This window comes from Caldisphaera sp. (genome assembly GCF_023256325.1).
GTDB lineage: Archaea > Thermoproteota > Thermoprotei_A > Sulfolobales > Acidilobaceae > Caldisphaera.
Genome location: NZ_JAGDXI010000025.1, coordinates 1 through 19,818, shown reverse-complemented (window position 1 = coordinate 19,818; position 19,818 = coordinate 1). Strand labels below are relative to the sequence as shown.

The 19,818-nt window shown below is 29.2% G+C and carries 18 protein-coding genes and 1 tRNA gene; 6 read left to right on the top strand and 13 right to left on the bottom strand.

The features are described 5' to 3' along the window. Positions 1 to 60 precede the first annotated feature (60 nt). Positions 61 to 426: a DsrE family protein gene (locus Q0C16_RS03785; RefSeq protein ID WP_292319708.1), complete on the top strand. Its 366-nt coding sequence runs from the start codon at positions 61 to 63 to the stop codon at positions 424 to 426. Between the two features lie 132 nt (positions 427 to 558). Here Q0C16_RS03785 and Q0C16_RS03780 read toward each other — a convergent pair whose 3' ends face one another. The 9 genes from Q0C16_RS03780 to fni all read right to left on the bottom strand — a co-directional run bounded on the left by Q0C16_RS03780 (position 559) and on the right by fni (position 10,040). Next, the gene (locus tag Q0C16_RS03780) at positions 559 to 1,653 is read right to left on the bottom strand and encodes an MFS transporter (protein ID WP_292319707.1); all 1,095 of its coding nucleotides are present in this window, start codon (positions 1,651 to 1,653) and stop codon (positions 559 to 561) included. 16 nt (positions 1,654 to 1,669) lie between these two features. After that, entirely contained in the window at positions 1,670 to 2,776 is a 1,107-nt protein-coding gene (locus Q0C16_RS03775; RefSeq protein ID WP_292319706.1) for an MFS transporter, read from the bottom strand. 4 nt (positions 2,777 to 2,780) lie between these two features. Further along, complete coding sequence (locus Q0C16_RS03770; RefSeq protein ID WP_292319705.1) at positions 2,781 to 3,833, bottom strand: glycosyltransferase; 1,053 nt, start codon at positions 3,831 to 3,833, stop codon at positions 2,781 to 2,783. A gap of 6 nt (positions 3,834 to 3,839) precedes the next feature. Continuing rightward, entirely contained in the window at positions 3,840 to 5,117 is a 1,278-nt protein-coding gene (locus Q0C16_RS03765) for an NAD-dependent epimerase/dehydratase family protein (protein ID WP_292319704.1), read from the bottom strand. Positions 5,118 to 5,189: 72 nt separating this feature from the next. After that, positions 5,190 to 5,474: a winged helix-turn-helix domain-containing protein gene (locus Q0C16_RS03760; RefSeq protein ID WP_292319703.1), complete on the bottom strand. Its 285-nt coding sequence runs from the start codon at positions 5,472 to 5,474 to the stop codon at positions 5,190 to 5,192. Next, complete coding sequence (locus Q0C16_RS03755) at positions 5,452 to 6,132, bottom strand: hypothetical protein (RefSeq protein ID WP_292319702.1); 681 nt, start codon at positions 6,130 to 6,132, stop codon at positions 5,452 to 5,454. The genes Q0C16_RS03760 and Q0C16_RS03755 overlap by 23 nt, the downstream gene beginning before the upstream one ends. Positions 6,133 to 6,190: 58 nt before the next feature. Beyond that, positions 6,191 to 7,891 carry a glutamate--tRNA ligase gene (locus tag Q0C16_RS03750; protein WP_292319701.1) on the bottom strand — a complete coding sequence of 567 codons (1,701 nt, stop codon included), beginning with the start codon at positions 7,889 to 7,891 and terminating at the stop codon, positions 6,191 to 6,193. Between the two features lie 9 nt (positions 7,892 to 7,900). After that, entirely contained in the window at positions 7,901 to 8,917 is a 1,017-nt protein-coding gene (locus Q0C16_RS03745) for a polyprenyl synthetase family protein (protein WP_292319700.1), read from the bottom strand. Further along, complete coding sequence (gene fni, locus Q0C16_RS03740) at positions 8,907 to 10,040, bottom strand: type 2 isopentenyl-diphosphate Delta-isomerase (RefSeq protein WP_292319699.1); 1,134 nt, start codon at positions 10,038 to 10,040, stop codon at positions 8,907 to 8,909. The genes Q0C16_RS03745 and fni overlap by 11 nt, the downstream gene beginning before the upstream one ends. A gap of 519 nt (positions 10,041 to 10,559) precedes the next feature. Between fni and Q0C16_RS03735 the strand changes: the two genes are divergently transcribed. Together Q0C16_RS03735 and Q0C16_RS03730 are read left to right on the top strand one after the other, a co-directional pair. Continuing rightward, positions 10,560 to 11,888: a DEAD/DEAH box helicase family protein gene (locus Q0C16_RS03735; protein ID WP_292319698.1), complete on the top strand. Its 1,329-nt coding sequence runs from the start codon at positions 10,560 to 10,562 to the stop codon at positions 11,886 to 11,888. Then, positions 11,881 to 13,329 (top strand): DUF790 family protein, encoded by a 1,449-nt coding sequence (locus tag Q0C16_RS03730; protein ID WP_292319697.1) that lies wholly within the window; start codon positions 11,881 to 11,883, stop codon positions 13,327 to 13,329. Before Q0C16_RS03735 ends, Q0C16_RS03730 begins: the two co-directional genes overlap by 8 nt. Here Q0C16_RS03730 and Q0C16_RS03725 read toward each other — a convergent pair. Both Q0C16_RS03725 and Q0C16_RS03720 read right to left on the bottom strand, forming a co-directional pair. Continuing rightward, complete coding sequence (locus Q0C16_RS03725) at positions 13,323 to 14,756, bottom strand: APC family permease (RefSeq protein WP_292319696.1); 1,434 nt, start codon at positions 14,754 to 14,756, stop codon at positions 13,323 to 13,325. The two genes, Q0C16_RS03730 and Q0C16_RS03725, sit on opposite strands and share 7 nt — an antisense overlap. Before the next feature lie 96 nt (positions 14,757 to 14,852). Further along, positions 14,853 to 15,251 (bottom strand): hypothetical protein, encoded by a 399-nt coding sequence (locus Q0C16_RS03720; RefSeq protein WP_292319695.1) that lies wholly within the window; start codon positions 15,249 to 15,251, stop codon positions 14,853 to 14,855. Between the two features lie 71 nt (positions 15,252 to 15,322). Between Q0C16_RS03720 and Q0C16_RS03715 the strand changes: the two genes are divergently transcribed. After that, entirely contained in the window at positions 15,323 to 16,102 is a 780-nt protein-coding gene (locus tag Q0C16_RS03715; RefSeq protein WP_367117902.1) for an aldose 1-epimerase, read from the top strand. Between the two features lie 15 nt (positions 16,103 to 16,117). On the opposite strand, the gene Q0C16_RS03710 is transcribed toward Q0C16_RS03715, so the two are convergent. Beyond that, positions 16,118 to 16,600 (bottom strand): hypothetical protein, encoded by a 483-nt coding sequence (locus tag Q0C16_RS03710; RefSeq protein ID WP_292319725.1) that lies wholly within the window; start codon positions 16,598 to 16,600, stop codon positions 16,118 to 16,120. A 153-nt stretch (positions 16,601 to 16,753) separates the two neighbouring features. Between Q0C16_RS03710 and Q0C16_RS03705 the strand changes: the two genes are divergently transcribed. Then, the gene (locus Q0C16_RS03705; RefSeq protein ID WP_292319693.1) at positions 16,754 to 17,092 is read left to right on the top strand and encodes a hypothetical protein; all 339 of its coding nucleotides are present in this window, start codon (positions 16,754 to 16,756) and stop codon (positions 17,090 to 17,092) included. 414 nt (positions 17,093 to 17,506) lie between these two features. Further along, positions 17,507 to 19,237 (top strand): chloride channel protein, encoded by a 1,731-nt coding sequence (locus Q0C16_RS03700; protein WP_292319692.1) that lies wholly within the window; start codon positions 17,507 to 17,509, stop codon positions 19,235 to 19,237. Positions 19,238 to 19,289: 52 nt separating this feature from the next. Here the strand turns inward: Q0C16_RS03700 and Q0C16_RS03695 are convergent. Continuing rightward, positions 19,290 to 19,364: transfer RNA gene (locus Q0C16_RS03695), tRNA-Arg, on the bottom strand. Positions 19,365 to 19,818 lie beyond the last annotated feature (454 nt).

The window sequence follows — 19,818 nt, the reverse complement described above, 5'->3', positions numbered from 1 at the left end:
ATTTTAATATATAAATAAAAACTTATTTTCGTTCAATACATTAGATCTTGGTGAATAATATTGAATCATAAAATAAAAGTTGTTTTTCATATCGACAAAGATGAGGATGAAATACTTAGGCTTTCCCTAAATAATATAAAAAATTTCATCGATGAGTCCTTATTAGAAAATTATTTATATGAAATAGCTCTTGTTGCAAATTATAAAGCCCCTTTGTTATTTTTGAAGAGTAGTATTAATGAAGATAAATTAAGATTTATAAAAGAATTAAATGAAAGAGGTGTCAAAATTTATATATGCGAAAGATCTATGAAAGCCTTGAACATAAGAAAAGAAGATCTAATAGAGTATTGCAAAACAACTCCTTCAGGAGTATTTAAGATTGCAGAACTCGAAAAAGAGGGTTTTGCTTACATTAAACCTTGATGGAGCTATTTTTTATAATTAGCATTCAGATACTATTAATATAATTGTTAACTCCCCGGTTAACAATAGAAAGTTCTTTACATAAAATTTTGAATGAAAAATATAAATATTATAAATATTTTATGATTTTAACTAATGTGAACTAGTTAATAATAATGCTATACTTAATATTGATGATATTAATAAATATATTCCACTCAACAATACTCCCTTTCCTAAAATTATGGAAAAGACTTCCCCTCCAAGAATACCTGCTATGGCTTTTCCGGTATATAAAATCCCATTATTTGCAGTTGAATATTTTGTTCCGAATAAATCTCCGACTAAAGAGAAATATAATGGTATCAGAGCTCCTCCGAATAAACCTATAATTATGGCAGATAAGAATATTTGATTTATTATCAACAAAATATTTCCAATAATAACCAAACAAATTGAAATAAACAGTGTTTTAAATCTACCTAATTTGTCTGATACGAATCCTATTATTGGTCTACCTAAGCCACTCATTAAAGCAAATGTGCTTATTAAAATAGCCAATATTTTTATTTCAGATTGATGAGATACAAATGAAAGGGCGCTAGACATAGATAGTAGTGGGACTACCGAAAAAACATATGAAAAATAAATTAACCACCATTTTCTTGTTACTATAATTTTAGTTGGTCTTATACCAGAAATCCCTTTTTTAGGATAATCTGAAAAGTAAAGAAGTATTGGTAATAATATTAACTCTATAATTCCTATAATTAAAGAAGGTTCTCTAAATGATTTAGATTCAATAATGAAGGGATTTGCAATAGTTGCTCCTAAACCAAATCCAAATGAAACTAGACCTGTAGCAAATCCTCTTTTTTCATAATACCATTTTACAGCTAAATTAGATGCAATCATATATAGGATTCCTTCACCAGCGCTTCCTATTGACCAGAAAGCATAAAACGAAAGTAGATTTTTGCTAGTATAGGTACCTAAGAAACCAATTGATGATAATATTGATGATAAAATACCTATAATTTTTGGGCCATAAATGTCTGCTATATAACCTCCAATTACTTGAAAAATAGTTGAAAATATTGCAAATAGCGAAAATGCTAGTGATATTTGACTTAAGCTAGCATTAAATCCTGATGATAATAGGGGTGCAAAGGCATTCCATGAATATTGATATATAGAATTGAATGACATTACTATGATTCCTATGATTAGCATACTACTTTTTCTCAATTGGGATCTCCTTCAATCATTTAAAATAAAATATCAACATTAAAAAGGATATTGGTAATGCAAACAAAAACAGACTTTTTATAGTAAACATATTTATTATACCTAGTGCGAATATAGGGGATAAAAACTCGGCAATTCCAGAAGAAGCAGAAAATAATAAATTACCAGCAATTATGTTATTCTTGTTTAACGATTTATAAGCATTATAAAGAAAAGTTGGATATAAAATTGAATGCGGAATGGCAAATAGGAGTAATGCAAGTATATTAATATATATATTATGAATGTTCAAAAGAATAAATGAAATTGGAAGAACTAAAATTGCTACAGTTTCTTGTCTCACAAGATTTTTTTCGCTAGATTTTATTGATTTGAACCTTATTATGGAAGAGGTTAAGAATAATAAAAATAGAGAGAGCATAACAATATTTGATTTTAATTTAACTGAATTTTCTTCATAAATTCCCCAATATGATATTATTAATGGTAACGTAAAAGAATAGATAAAATTTAAAATAAAATATTTGGAAAATTTTTTATTCCTCATGATTGAAAAAATAATGTTAAATTTTAATATTAACTTGAAATCATGACGATTAAACTTGTATTTTAAAGCTAAGCTTATTGGAATAATCAATAAGATAGCTGTGAAAATAAATATATAGAAAAATGAGAGGTATGAAAGTATAATAGATGAAAATAATGTTCCAAGTATTAAACCTAAAGACAAAGCAAAAGAGTATAGGCCTATGCCTTCGAATCCTTTATTATCGATATGCATTGAAGGCGCCAATAGAATAGATATAGAGCCTAATCCTAATCCTACAAGACTTACTGAAATAATTAAGTAAAAGAAGTTTTTTGAAAAAATTATTAAAATAAATCCCATTAGAGTAATTAAAAAACTCATTACTATGAAGTTATTAACTTTTTTTGAAACATTAATTAATAGCGAACCAATACCATTAAAAACCCATAAAATTGCAATTATTATGGAAATATAAAAAGGAGTTATATTAAGTGAATACGCATATAAAGGCAAAACTGATTGGGCTATAATAGAAGAAAACCTAACTATCGATGTAGATACAAATAGAACCCTATTACTTAAGGTTCTATTCATAAAATTATAACCCTGATAAAACATTTTCATAAACTTTTGTAAGTTCAATACCAACTGTTTCTGGATCGTGCCTTTCTTTAATTAGTGAAATGCTGTTTTCAGAAAACGATTTCCTAACATACTCGTCCGAAATTAATATCGACAGATATTTTTCATAATCATATTCATTTTTGCCCACAAATCCATTGTATCCATGAATTACGGATTCTCTTATAGAATTAATATCTGACGAAACTACTGGAACACCGTAGGACATAGATTCTAGGATCGTTAATGCATAAGCATCGTATCTAGTAGGTAAAAATGTAATATCTGATGCAGGTATTATTTTTTTATAAAGAACGTTATCATCAGGGTTACTGAAATGATATATATTTTTATAACTGCTGATTAATTTCTTTATATTATTTGGTATTGAGCCAACATAAAATAAGTTCAAATCATTAAACTCTTTTGATAATTTAATAAAAACTTTTAATACTATATCTCCTCCTTTTCTAATAAAATCTCTGCCTATAAATAATATATTGATTCCTTTGTGCTCAATTTTGTTACTTGCTTTGATCGGCATTGGAGGAGGAATTAAAACAACTTTTGATGAATCAACACCGTCTTTTATAAAACCTTTTCTAGCCCAATCAGACCATGTTATTATTGCTCTGCAAGGAGAAGAGTTAAGATAATAAACTAGAAAATCTAGTGCAATATTATAAGTAAATCCTTTTCCACCATAGTATTGATCTAAGAATTGGCTAGGACTTTCATCATTTTCATGTATCCATGGTCTTGAATATAGATAAAAATTCCAAAAGAATGAGTGTATAATTTTTTCATCCTTAGGAATTGGTTGTGATAATCCCTTTAATATTAATCTGGAAAGAGTTGATATCACATTATCTTTATTAAATTCGTAATTTGATGAATTCTTAAATAAAGGGATAACATCGTTAAATATAGTATATTGAACACCTTTTGGAGGATATTTATATCTTAAATATGACCCTCTTCTTAATTTTTTTGTTTTACCATCGATCTCAGAAACTAACATAACTTTCATTAATTTTCACCCTATCCTTTCTTCAATAACTGGACCAAAGTATTTCATAATTTCATTTTTGCTCAATACTCTCATATATTCTTCTGGCATCGGGAATAAATCTGATCTCATGTGTTTTAAGTTTCTCCACTTTACCGTTGGATATATGAGTTCTTTTAGAATCATAGCTCTGTGTTTGTATTGTATTACTGTTTCAAATATTTCTCTAATTACGTCTTTAATATCTTTTTTCCTTGAAAATCCAAGGGACGGCAGGATTTTATGCTCTACGCTATAATAATGTTCTTCTGCCTCTACTCTAGGATTATCTATGTGCTTTACATTTGGTTTAATTCCAAATTCGTTTGCTATCTCTAATACTTTGTTAGCGAGCTCTAATGTATTATAGATCTCATCTAGCTGATTAACAACTCTATATTCTCCTTCTTTAGGTGGATTCTCTAATAATAGAGTTAAGGCATTAATACTATCATATAATGATAAGAATCCTCTTGTTTGTTTCCCTTTTCCATAAATTAACAGTTCATTTAAAATTACAGCTTGGACTACATATTTGTTTATAACGGTTCCCCAATTGGAATCAAAATCAAATCTTGTTTCTAATGATTCATTAACTATTTCGTCAATTTTAGTTCCATATACTACTCCTTGCATAACATCAGTTGCCTTGATTCCATGAAGTTTATTTGTTAAAAGCAAATTATACGTATCGAAAATTTTTGTAAGATGGTAGTAGCTTTGTCCAAACCTAGGAAACATAACTTTTGTTTTCCTATTTTTATATTCTATTTCTATATCTCCTTCCGTGATTTCTATATTAGGTGTTCCATATTCTCCCATAGAGCCCATTTTAAGCAAATGAGCTCCTGGAGAGTGCCTTATTAATGAAAACATTATATTTATGTTCGAAATAACATTGTTAATTTCTGTATAAAGCACATGTTCTTGGTCAATCATACTAAAAGGAGCACTCCTTTGTTGTGCGAGATGTACAACAGCCTCAGGTTTATATTTTGAAATTAAATGATCAACTTGCTCAGGGTCTCTTGCATCAATTGGTTCAAATATTAGATTGTCTTTTCCAAAGGTTTCTTTATAAGCTATTAGTCTTTCTGACATAGACTTTATCGGTGTTAATGAATCAGATTTTACTGATTTAACTAATGCTCTTGTCGAAAAATTGTCAACCATTATTATTGGTATGTCATATTTGACTCCTAAATGTATTGATAATGGCCAACCTATATAACCATCGGCGCCAAATATTATAATTGGTCCTTTCATTATATCCCCCAAAAAGAAACGTAAATTATGATAAATATATACTAGCAAGTACAGACAGTATAGACAAACTGTCTATAAGCTTAGACCAAATCCCCTTAGAAACGAATCAATCTTTTTGAGTTCTTTTACAAACTCTTTACCTTTGTTTGTTAAGATATAATATCTGTTGTCTCCATCATTTATCTCATTTATTATTTCTTTTTGTTTTAATTCATCTATATATTTTAATAATCTATCATAGGGAATATTCGCGTTATACATAATCCTTGTTAATCTCGCTTTATCTTCTTTTTCTATGGTTTCCAATATGTCTAAGTATATCTTTACTCTTGATCTATTTTTCTTTTGTTCTACCAATATGACCACTCCTTATTAAAAATATTAATAACGAAAGGAAACCCAAAAATTGTATTATGTTTGCTATAAAATAGTAATTTACTGAAAATGATAGAGATGACAGCAAATAAACTATATGGGAAATTAGCATTAATGAGAAGGCTATTAAAACGAGCAATGAGAAAGTATTTTTATTTTTCATATGAATTAAATAGCCTGAAAATACTATAAGTCCTAATAAAAATATTAATATTATTTGAACTGCATCAAATACGTATGCGCCTAATAAAAAATATTCTCTCTTCTTTGTTAAAATTATTGTAATGAGCAATGGTTCTGCATTGCTCCAATATGCTTCCCTAGTATATCCTATAGTAATTATAGTATATGCTATTAATTGTAAAAATAAATATATTAGAGAAGAAATATAAGTTGCTCTTAAGTCTTCTGATATTCTTGCTATATTAAAAGATAATAATATCATTAATGAACCTTGTATAATAAGTCCTAAACCTAATAAGGCAAATCCTAAACTAATATAATTTAATACATTTTCCTTAATTATTTTATTATATTTAAATGAAACTAGGCTAACTGATAAGGCAACAATGCCACTTACTATATATAATATAGCATTTACATTTAGATATATTACTTGATTTCCATAGACAATTATCAAATTTTTTCTCCTAAAATATATTAAGTATATACGTTGTTTTAAGCTTTAATTGTTAAAATCATTTGTGAGTTAAAAATCCTATTAATGGATCTATATTGTCAATTATTATAAAGCCAAATCTCAAAAATTGGAGTCTAGAACCTTTGTTGTAATTATTAATGTAATTTTCTACAACTCCCTTATGATCTTTAAATTGAAGTCCATAGGGTTCCCTAATTAAAATCTCTTTGAATTCTTTATGAGGAACCCATTGGATTATTTGTAGTTTCTCTTTTCTAGCATAACTAATATCCTTGTTAATAAACTTTAATGATCCATTTTTGTATTCATAATTACCTAATTCCATGAGTCTAAATCTTTTTAAGTTTAGATCTTTTTCATCTACAAAAACTTCATCGCCATTGCAAATACTTATAGACCTTTTCCTGTTTGGCGCATCAGGATGTAATGGTATTTCTGCATTTAAGCATGTAGGTTGTTCTACACTTACCTTAACTGGGTTTTCCACAAACATTAATCTGTCTGCTATCGGGTCTAATTTCTTTCTATTAACTGAGGCTAAGTTAATCCAACTTAACTTAGCGTCTCCGCTTTTTATGCCAACTTCTAATATAACCTCTTTTATAGATTCAGGTAAAATGCCTCTTCTTCTCAGTCCTGAAATTGTACCAAATCTTGGATCATCATAACCTAAGAACTCTTTTGGATTCTCAGACATGATTTTCCTAATATAGCTTTTGCTCATTATAAATCCTTCTAATTTCAATCTGCCAAAGTGAATATAAATAGGCATTTTCCACTTCAGACATTTGTATATATATTCCTGTTTCATTGTGTTAAGTTCATGCTCTTTCCCTCTTAATACATGCGTTATACCTAATAGGTGATCATCAACGCTTACAGCAAAATTATATGTAGGCCACGTTACATATTTATCTCCTACAAGCGGATGCGGATAAGACGATGTATCGATAATTCTAAATGCAATCCAATCTCTAATGCTTGGATTAGGATGGGTAACATCAGTTTTTATTCTTAATATAGCTTCTCCTTCCTTATAATAATTGTTTATCATTTTGTCAAATTCTTCTAAGTTTTTTTCTGGAGAAGTATTTCTATCAGGTGGTTCCATCTGTTTAGATAAAAGCTTTTTGCCTTCATCACCTGATTTGTCAACGTAAGCGCACCCGTTTTTTATAATTTCTTTTGCAACATCATAAAATAAGTTCATTCTTAAACTTTGTATATATTCTTCATCAGGTATGACTCCAAGCCATTTCAAATCTTCTCTTATTAGGTTATATGCTTCTTTTATTGGAGTTTTTGTTCTTGGATCAGTATCTTCAAATCTTAAAATCATCTTCCCTTTATATATCTTTGAATACTCATAGCTTAATATCGCTGGTCTTGCATTTCCGATGTGTATTACGAAGTCAGGATTCGGTGCAAACCTGGTTACAACTCTACCAATTTCAGCATTTGGCAAAGGAGGAAGTGTTTTTTCTTCTTTTTCTTCTTTTTTAGATTCTATCTTTATTCCAAGCTTTTCTATTTCCTTTTTCTGATCATCAATACTCATTGCATTAACTTTTTCAACTAAATTACTGACTATTTTGGAAATTTCTCTAGCTTTCTGCCTAAGATCACTTCTCTCTCCTAATATCATAGACATTACACTGTTTGTTTGAGCTTTCCCCCCATGTTCAAATGCATTTAACAAAGTGTATTTCCAAACTATGCTTTCTAAATCCTCGCTCAACTTTATCCCCTATTTGTCCCTATTTATTGAAAATTCAGCTAGTTCTTTAAGAGACTTAAATGATTCTTCGTCCTTTATTAAACCCATTTTTTCAATAGAATCAAGTCTGTCTAAAGCGTTGTTGTAATAATTTTTGGCTAGCATTTCTGCATAGTTTAACGATCCAGATTCTTTAATAATGTCAACAGCTTCTTTAATGTTCTCATCAGATTGATTGCCGGAAAAAAGTTTAATAAAGAATTCTTTCCACTCGCTCTTCCTTTTAGATGCATATAAAACTAAAATAGTTTTCTTTCCTCTTCTCAAGTCATTATATATAGGCTTTCCTGTCTTTGCTGGATCACCGAATATTCCTAATATATCATCTCTTATTTGAAATGCAAGCCCTACAAACCTTCCAAATTGACCCAAAAGCTCTGTTATTTCGTCATCGGAATTAGATGCTATACCTCCTAATTTTGAAGAGGTCTCTATTAATGCACCTGTCTTTAAGTAAATCATTTTTAGATAATCTTTTTCATCAACGTCCCATGTTTTTTCAAACATAATATCGTATCCTTGACCCTCTGCAATCTTCCTTGACCCGTCTCCAATAACTTCAATGGCTTTTGCAATTTCCTTATAATCTGCGCCAGCTCTAATAGCTAGATATGGCGTTAAAAATGCGTAAGAAAACATCAGATCTCCAGCTAAAATGGCCCAATTAACTCCGTATATTTTATGTACAGTAGGTATACCTCTTCTAAAATCATCATTATCCATTATATCATCATGCACTAGGCTGAAATTATGAAGAATTTCTACCGCGGCTGCATAATAAACTGCTTTTGCTTCTGAAGGGGCACCTCCAAGAGCTTTTGATGACGCAAGAGTTATCATTGGCCTTAATCGTTTTCCTCCAGCCTTAATCAAATGCATGGCAGCTTTATAAAGATCCTCCGGTTCCCCCCTTAATATGTCTGAAATATACGAATCTATAAGCGACGCATATTTTTCTCCTACTTTGTTTAAATTCTCATATGACATGATCTTTCATCCTCCATAATAATGCTTGTGTTCTCTTGTTCAAATATTCATTTGGTTCAATACCTCTAATTAAAAGCTCATCCCTTAGCCTCCCCCATATTGTTATTTTGGATTTCCATAATGAATAAACATTTTTACCTCCAGAAAGAAATATAACAGTTTTTAGTTGGTATATCATTTTCTTTATATAATTTTCCAATCCCTTTTCACCCTCTATTTTTAAAATTTTTAAAATAGGAAAAGCCATTCCTGCTATATCAGAGCCTAATGCTATTGCCTTAGCTGCATCTAAGCCATCTCTAATTCCACCGCTTCCTATAATGTAAGAGTCCATAGCGCCCATTCTCGCTTCTATTATACTTAAAGCTGTGGGATTTCCCCAAAAATCAGCCAACTTGCCTGGTTCTTTTAAAGGATATCCATGTTTTTTCCTAGATCTTATGCTTTCTGTTTTTATCCAATTTGTTCCACCTAACCCTGCTACATCAAAGCATTTTATGTCAATAGACCTTAGAACTTTTATAAGTTCTTTGTTCAATCCATTACCAACTTCTTTTATTATGATAGGTACACTTATTTTTTCATTTATTTCTTCAATTTTTGAAATTAAATTTGAAAAATTTGTATCCCCCTCATCCTGATAAGCCTCTTGTCCAGGATTTACATGGATTGCAATAGCGTTAGCCTTAATCATATCTATTGCTTTTTCCAACTCTTTTATACTATAACCTTTATTCAATTGGGCAACTCCTATATTAGCAATCAAAAATGCATGAGGCGCATTTTCTCTAACTATGCTGAATGAATGAATTAATTTAGGATTTTCTATGGCTGCTCTTTGACTTCCTACTCCCATTGCTAAATTAAATTTGTTTACTACTTTTGAGATGCTATCATTTATTTTTTCCGCTTCTGGATGTCCTCCTGTAATACCTGTTATTACAAGAGGTGCGTCTAGACTACTGCCACAAAAATCTTTACTTAAGTCTATTGAATCTAAATCATTTTCAGGCAAAGGATTGTGAACAAATCTAACGTAATCCAATAGATTGCTTTCTTTTGACTGTACATTTTCATTAACTACTATATCGATATGTTCTAGTTTCCTTTCTTCAGTGCTCAAAATCAACCCCTTCCGTTTTTACAAGTTATGTTTATGATTTATTAATGTTTATAAAAATAAGATAGCTACATTTTTATAAATCAGTTTACAAATATATTATCTTCGTTAAGATTAGAGCTTTTATAGTTATCATTTTTAATTAGACCTATGCCATTCGATATTTGTTTGGATTAAAAAGTAAAAATATTTGTTGTTAATTTTAAGAGAAGAAGTTATTTTATTCCAACAGTGCAAAGAAACTAAAGAAAACATGAATAAAGGAGCAGAATCCATTAAGTGATGTAACCTAATACTCAAGGTATCCTTTATCCTTTAGAGCGAAGAGAAGAGATTATATTAGTCAATGATTATAAAAATTATTGTGAATAATTATGTGTTTAAAGACAAGGAATAAATAAAATAATTTTAAAATATGCGCATCGAAATTACTTCTATCTAAAGAATATTGTTTATTTTAATTTTTTAAAATAGCTAGAATTTATTAAGGTAAAATATAATCCAGTAATTGTAGGAGCAAATATGGTTAGAATAAGCTATTATAAAGGATTGATAGTTTCCGATACTTATACACCACAAATGAAGTACGACGAAAAAATGAAGAAGTATATATCATTAGCTTATAAATATAAAGAAATAATTGACTATTTTAAAGAGTCTGGTATAAGCGTTAAAGATTCTGTTTTAGACCCACTCCCTTTTCCCATTATTAATGACAGAATAAAGTTAAGAACTTATCAGGAAAAGGCATTAAGCTTATGGTTAAAGGTTAAGAGGGGAATCATTGTATTGCCTACAGGAGCTGGAAAGACGCATATAGCATTAAAGGCAATCTCCAATTTAAAATCTTCTTCATTAATTATAGTCCCTACAATAGATTTGCTTGAGCAATGGTATAGGGCAGTAATTAAAGAATTAAGTGTTACACCAGGTAGGATTGGTGGAGGGTATGATGAAGTTCACGGAATTACTGTAACTACTTATGATAGTGCATACTCTAAAATTGATGAATTAGGGGACAAATTTTTATTTTTAATTTTTGATGAGGTTCATCATTTACCATCTGAAGGGTATATGGAAATAGCACAATTAAGCCCTGCTCCATATAGAATGGGATTAACTGCAACTCCGGAAAGAGAAGATGGTAGGCATACATTCTTGCTTGATTTGGTAGGACCTGTTATATATAAGATAAATCCTGAAACATTATCTGGAAAGTATTTAGCTGAATATGATGTTGAAAGAATTTATGTTAACTTAGAAGAAGATGAAGAGATCAGATATAAAGAAATGAGAAGGAAAATGAAAGAAATTTTAAATAGATTAAACATAGAATTAAAAAGTATTAATGATTTTAAACGATTTCTCTATTATGCAGGTAAAAATAAGGAAGCTAGAGAAGCTTTACAACTTTGGTATGAATCGACTAATATTGCTATAAATTCAAATTCAAAAATAAAAAAGTTAAAAGAACTATTAAATCTTTATAAAGATAATAAAATTATTATTTTTACAAGAGATACTACTATGGCTTATAGGATATCAAAAGAATTTTTGATTCCTGTTGTAACATATAAGACACCGAAAGATGAAAGGAAGGAAATTATGGATAATTTTAGAAATAGTAAATATAGGGTAATTGTAGCATCAAATGTCTTTGATGAAGGAGTTGATATACCCGATGCATCCATTGCTATTATAGTGGGAGGTTATGGAACTAGAAGGCAATTCATACAGAGATTAGGTAGAATACTTAGAGTTAAAGAGGGAAAGAGAGCAAAACTTATTGAAATAGTAACGAAAGGAACATCTGATTATAGTCTTAGTTTGAGGAGAAGAAAAGGTGTTTAGCACTGATTTATTAAGAGTAAAATACAAAAAAGATAAAGTATATCTTGAATATATAGGAAATAATGAGAAAGATTTAATAGAAGAAATGGCTTCGTTGCTAAAAGAAAATTTATCTATAGGAGAATTCAAAAATGAGATAAAATATTTAAAAAAGGCTTATGATCCAAAATTGGTTGAAGGAATATCAACATTATTACTTAGAAAATCTATCGTAGAAAATAAATCCCCAATAGATCCAAGAATTATTAGAAGCAGGATTTATTCCTACGGGCCTGTTATTGATGATTCTGAAAAAGAAAAAATCTTGAAAAAAGTTAAAGAAGAAATAGGTGTTGATCCATTAAAATACATTTTTGCTGATTTAGAGGAAGAAATGATAATAAAAAAAGTGCCAGAATTGATCCCTGAAAATCTATTAAGGGAATATAATTTTGAATTGCTTCAAACGGCACTAATGAAAACTTTAAGAGTTGATGTTTTTATTAGCAATAAATGGAAGGATTTGCTGTTTACTGCAAAGAGATTAGGTTTAATGTATGATGCATATAATGATCCACTTAGGGTTGAATTTTATGGTCCGGCTTCAATGTTAAGACTAACAGAAAGATATGGTAGGTCAATATCTATGCTGTTGCCTCAAATAGTCTCAAATAAAGTGTGGAAGATTAAGGCAGAATTTGTGGGAAAATATAATAGGACTTACATATTGGAAACGAAAAATGATGATGCGGAATTTCCTCTAGAAGAAATATATAGCGAAATAACTTTTGATAGCAATATAGAAAAAGATTTCTATTCTAAAATGAAAATTATTGCGAAGGATTGGGAAATAATAAGGGAACCTCAACCTCTAATAGTTAACAATACAATATTTATTCCAGATTTTATGCTATCAAAAAATAACATTAACATATACGTTGAAATAGTTGGTTTTTGGACAAAAGAATATTTAAGAAGGAAATCAGAAAAAGTTAGAGAAATTAAATTACCTTTAATACTTGTTGTTGATGAATCATTAGGGTACGAAGATTTTAATAATGAAAATATAATAAAGTTTAAAAAAACGATCAACATAGCTGCTGTATATTATTTAATAAATAAAATATATAACAATTTAATCAATAAGATTGAAAGTAAAGATAATAAAACTATTAATTTAAACGAAAATGTAATTTCCTACAATGACGTATCTAAAAGATTTAAAGTACCTAAGGAAAACATTAAAGAAGGTAATTACAATATAGTAGGTTATACGAGGTTAAAGAATTATTTAATTAAAAATGAATTTTTAGAAGAAATTAAAAAGGAAGATTTTAATAACAAGAAGATTTCTGAACTAGTTGATAGATACGGCGAATGGATAATAGAAGTTTTAGATTATTTGGGTTATCAAATTAAATGGGTTAATATTACAGAAGCAATAGTAAAAAAGATTCAATGATTATGGTTTTGCTTAATGCTGTCCACGATTTCAGCATACAGGAAACCAATTATTATCCATCCCATAAATAAATTTTCAATTATTTTGTTCACTGTACCTAATGAATAAATTAATACTATCAGAGAAAATAATGCAGCAACTAAACCTATAATTATATCTCCAATTTTGGTTAAAATAAAATTAATAATTTTTCTTATTGCATAATTGCTTATAATAGATGCCCTCCTTTTAAGTTCTCTTATTGATGAAAATATAAGAGAAAAATTCGCAGATAAATGTACAAACACATTTGCTAATCCTGCTAGTGCTCCCAGTTCTAAGAAGAGGTAAAAAGGATTTTTTATTGTAGCCAAACCTAAGAATGAGATAATCCCATATATAAATGCTGTTAAAATAGATGCCATGATTGGTTCATTATTTCTTAACCATGTAAACACGCTTGGTAGCATATCCCTTTGTGACATTGCATACACAGTTCTTGATGTACCTAACATGAAAGAAAGCGAAGCAAGTATACCATCACTAATAGCGGCATAAACCATAATAAGCAAACCAACTATACCAAAGTTAGTCTTTAATAACGAAAGAAGTGGCGCTGTGCTTGATAATATAGTGGATAATTGTGATTTATATAAACCTATATCTATAATACCATATATGGCAAGGCTTGTTATTAATCCTCCAATAATAATGACCAAAAGTACTACTCTTCCAATATCTTTACTATTTATGCTTTCTTCTGATAAGGGAGTTATGGATCCATAGCCTGTTGGAATACCTATAGCAAATAACAAAGATATTGCTATTTGGCCTAGTGGAGGTATCTTTTGTATAGGATTGAAAAAGTGGAAATTAGATAAATAGATACTAATAACGAAAATAGCTGCTATAACTATAATTTCTATTATTCCTGATAGTTCAGCATATTTAGCTGATGGCTTAATTCCTATAATTAAAAAAGTTGATGCTGGAATAAATACAATTAAAGCAGATAATAATGGATTTAAATTAAAAACAAAGTGTAGGACAAAACTTGATCCAATTATATACGCAGCTCCATAAAAAGATGAGTAAAAAATGTACATCCAACCTGTTTCCAAGCCTAGCCTTCTAGTTAGGCTATACATTGCATATATATAGTATCCTCCACCTTCTTCATATTTTTTTGATAGTTTAGAGACAACTATACCATTTATTAAAACTAATAACATACCGAACACTATAATTATTGGCGAAAAAAGAAATGAATATAATATAACGCTTGTTGCATAAGTTAATAACGATAGAAATGGGGCTTGTCCACCTAGTGATAAGAAAAGTAGATCCTTAAAAGAGAGCCCTTTTTTCAGCCTGCTTGATTTTCTAAGTCTTAAGTATTCAGTTTTAGATTCAAAATTGCTACTATCAGCTACATTGTCTTTGTTCATGAACAGCACCGTTTCTTAGCTCATTATATTTTGTTTGATAAGGTATTCTTATTTATATTTTGTTGAGATACATATATTAAAAATTTGGAATTTATTTTAAATATTATTTAATATTCTGTTTAATGCATCTTCACTTCCTTTCTTAAAATGATTAGTTTCCCAATGAGAGATCAATTTAAATAAGCCGCTAAATCTTATATCCCACTCGTTGATTAATTTGTTGTTATCTATCCTTAATTTTGAAATTCCTTTGAATGGACCATCTAGATAATAGGCTACTACTTCTTTTTTCTCATAATTAATTTCATACCTAACTTTTGCTACTGAAGGGAAGACAAACTTTACAAGAGCCTCAATACTTTTCTCATCATTTTTCACTATATTTATCTCTCTATGTCCATGCCAGTATTTAGGTATGTCAGAGATGTTTGAAATTATTTTCCAAACCTTTTCTTCGTCTCCTTTAAATTCTTTTTCTAGTTTAAAGTACGTCATTTTTATCAATCCTATAATGAAGATTAACTACTTAAATTCTTTTTTATATATTTTAAAGTGTGATTAGGATGATAGAGATAAGGAATTTTGCGTCAGAGGCGATTATTAATGAAGTAGGCGCGTATGTAGAAAAAATAGTTATAAACGGTAAAGATATTTTATTGCACGGTAATATAAATAATCCAACTCATAGCGGTATGGCAATTTTAGTTCCTTTTGCTAATAGAATTAAAGGAGGAGAGTATGAATTTAATGGTAAAAAATATTTTCTCAATAAGAACAGTGAAGGTAACGCCATACATGGTTTAATAGTAAATAAAAGATTTGAGGTTATTAATAAAAGCAGCAATTCTATAACTTTATCCTATAATCTTAAAGATAATGGTTATCCATCAGAATTAAATATAAATATTAAATATGTTATAAACAGAGAAAGTTTTAATGTAGAATTTCTTATAAAAAATGTTGGTAGTAATGAAGCCCCATTAACTGTTGGAGCTCATCCATATTTTATTATAGAAGATTCCTGGAAGATTAATCCGACTCAAGTAAAAAAGTGTGCTAGTATAAACAAAATTCCAACAGGGGAACTAATAGATTATGAAATAGAAGGAAATAAAGAATATGACGATTGTTTCTATATAGGTAATCAAGTTAAATTAGATTCTAAATACTCAACTATTATTATAAAAACTATTAAAATGCCTTATTTTCAAATTTATACAGGCATTAAAGGAGCAGTAGCTTTAGAGCCTATGAGTGGAGCACCTGATGCTTATCACAATTATATCGGATTAGATTTAATTAAGTCTGGAGAAATTAAAAATTATGGTTTTACAATCTACTCATAGATTTGCATTACGACATCATGCTAATGAAGAAAGATTCTCATCATAAAAAATTTTAATCTTTTCTAATTCATTCAATATGTTATTTCTAAAATCTAATATATAAGATCTAGGAAGTTTTGGCTCGGCTTTCTTTAAAACAATTTCTTCAACAACGTAGTATTTTTTATATGTTTCATTTAACTTACGCCATTCGATTTCTTTAAGAGCATCTTCAACGTTTTGGTCCCTACTTAGTAACCCAGTTAGCATCATAACTGATATTATGGGATAGCCAACGTATCCTCTTAATTTTGTCCCATTATCGTCACTATAAACAATATAATCATCATTAGCCTTTTTTATGATAACTTTATAAGTTTTGTCTCTTTCACTGCTTATAACCTTAGCAATAATTGTTTCATCATTAGCCTTCTCTATAGTAATTCTTCCGTCAGCAATTGCACCAGCTGCCTCTAAAATTTTAATTTTTGGGGGCATTTTCAGTTTGATCAACAACATCACCTGAATTAATTTGTAATCATACATTCTTATATATTTTTAAAATATTTACATTAAATAATTGCTAATTATTATAACTGCTGTATTGGTGTGCTATAGAGAAAGATTTAAATAGTTGTTACACTTTAATAAATTTGTAAAGGTGTATCAAATGTGGGAGAATTAATTCCACTAGTTTCAGAATCAAATAATCAAGATGATTTGGAATTTAAAGCAAAATTAATATATAGCTATCTATTAAAAATTAAATTAAGTCACGTAAATGATTACGACATTTGTGATTCAATAGATTTTTATTCTGTTAATTGTTCTAGTTTAAAAAACGTTTTAAAATTTATATCATGCAAGAGCGCTATAAAAATGAATCTTATGTCTTCTTATGTAAACATTAATAATAAAATAATAGAAAAAAATATTAGTTTAGTTATGGAAAGATGTAATAATGATTTTATAAGAGAGTCTTTACAAAAGATAAAAGATAGCTTAACATGAGAAAATAAATGGTAAAATGAACAACAAATCTCTCATTTATAATGCGTAGGTAAAAGTTTTTGATTTTAACAGGTATTTAGATGCTACCTTGAAATCCATTGGTCAATTAAAAATCGGGGGGGTGAGTTGATTATTTTTACAATAACAAAAGAAGGAAGAAGAGCAGAACTCATAAAAGAGGTAACCCTTAAGATCTTAAAAACTTTCACTATAATTTAGGGAATCTTGTCATTTAGGATGAAGATGATTATTTATAAGATCTTGTTGTATGCTAGATTGGAGAGTTGAAATGTAAAAGGATGAGATGTTACCCCAGAACGGTTCACAGATTTGTCAAGCCTTCACTACCTTTGAAGGGAAATAAATTATATCAAATTTAAATTCTTATTTTATAATAGCTTAACGTGATCTAAGATGAAAATATCAAATTTGCCATATTATGAAAAATGGTTTATATATGGTATTATAATAGGTGTAATAATAGGTATAGCGGATTTATCTTTATATTACTTAAATATCTTCGTTATAGAACACATGATTTTAAGAAATATAATTGGAGTTTCTTTACCTCATCCAGGACAATCATTTTATATGAATTATTGGGCCTCTTTTAAAAAATTACTATTCCTGCCTATAGTAATAGGTGTTGCCACATTTTTATCAGTTATAATAGCTTTGTTTATGAAAACAAAAGAGGTAGGAAGTGATGTAGCTATTAGAGCATTTCATAGAGGTCTTAGGATAAGATTTATAGAAATTCCAGCATCGATACTTTCATCTTCAATGACTATAGGTTTAGGTGGTAGTGCAGGTAGAGAAGGTCCTGCTTCCCACTCGGGAGCTGGCATAGGACAAACTATAATAGATTTATTAGGAGGTACTCCAGAAGATAGAAGAATAGCAACAGCGGTAGGTATGGGTTCTGCAATTGGAGTTATCTTTAAAACTCCGTTTGCTGGTTCCCTTCTGGCAGCAGAACTACTCTATAAGCGAGATTTAGAACCTAATGTAATATATCCTTCATTAATTTCATCGAGTATAGGTTATGTTATATTTTCCTCTATAACTGGTTTTTCTCCTATATTTGGAACTTATTCCTTACCATTTAATCCTGAGAGATTACCTCTTTATGTACTGCTTGGTTTAATAGCAGGAGGTATGGCAATTTTATATCCATATTTAATGTTTGAAACAAAAAAATTTTTGGATTTAAGATTTAAAAATATAATTGAGAAAGCTTTAGTTGGTGGGATAATAGCTGGATTAATTGCTATCTTTTTCCCTGAAGTTATGGGAGAAGGATATGGATGGCTTTGGTACATTTCAAACTTCAATGCAGTGCCATCTATGTTTCCCCTAATTATAGCTTTGTTTTTATTACCATTAGCAAAGATTATTGCTACATCATTCACTATAGGCTCTGGAGCTAAAGGAGGCGTGTTTGCTCCAGGAATAGTTATTGGTGGTTATACTGGTTTAGCGGTTGGTTATGCATTTCATTTATTGTTTCCTAGTCTTGTAACTACACCAATGCCTTTTATGATAGTAGGAATGCTTTCTACTTTTGGTATTGCAGGCTCAGTACCTATAAGTGTTACAATGATGGTAGTTGAGATGACAGGTGGATTACAATTACTTCCAGCAGAAATGGCTGCTTTGGCTTCAGCTTACCTTGTTGCCAGAAATTCTAGAGGAATTTTTAATGAACAACCCTTAAATAGGCAAGAATCACCAGCTCACGCATCTGAGTTTTCAATGCCATTATTAACAAAAATAAAGGTTTCTGATGCAAAAATTTCAAAGATTTTTGTTAAACCTACTGATAATATAAAAAAAGCAATCGATCTAATGAATTCTTTAAATTTATTCTCGTTACCAATAGTTGATGAACTAAATAATTTACATGGAATTGTTAGGTTAACTGATATAATAAAAGCAAAAGAAGACGAATTAGTTATAAAATATTCATTGCCAGCACCGACATATGTACGACCTAATTCTTCCTTATATGACGCCTTTGATGTAATGAAAAGCTCTAGATATGCCATTGTTATGGAAAACAAGAAGTTTTTGGGCATTCTATTACTTGATGATATTGTAAAGACTTACAAAGAATTTTTGGACAAAAATAATAAAATAGAATAGTTTATAATAGTGTTATATAGTGTTTTTGATTTTAAATATTAAGTGATGTTAACGGGCCCGGCGGGATTTGAACCCGCGCCCTTCAGCTCCGGAGGCTGACACTCTATCCTGGCTGAGCTACGGGCCCATTCTATTGTTATATTTGAAATTAATAATATATTAAAAGCCTAAACTAATAAAAGATCATATTATGTCCTTGTTCTTATATTACCAATGTATAACATTTTCTATTCTTTAATACTAGGGATATTTCTTTAAATTTTTCACAATTATTTTAAATTATTAAAAATTCAAACGTTTACTTTTTTATAGAAAAATTGAGATTTGTTATTTCTTTTGCTATAGGTAATGTGAAATCTCATGAACACGATTTACCTTTGAATGTCTGGGATAATATTTGAGTATATCTATTAATTCTTAAAATGTTAAAAATAAAGCATTAAATTAGTTATGAATAGCACCTATAAAGAATATTATTTCTAAATTATAATATTCCAGCAAATTTGTATGTTAATATATAAGTTGAAGTGTATTTATTAAATAATTTACGCATAACGATTTTAGTTCAAGTTTATAAGCTT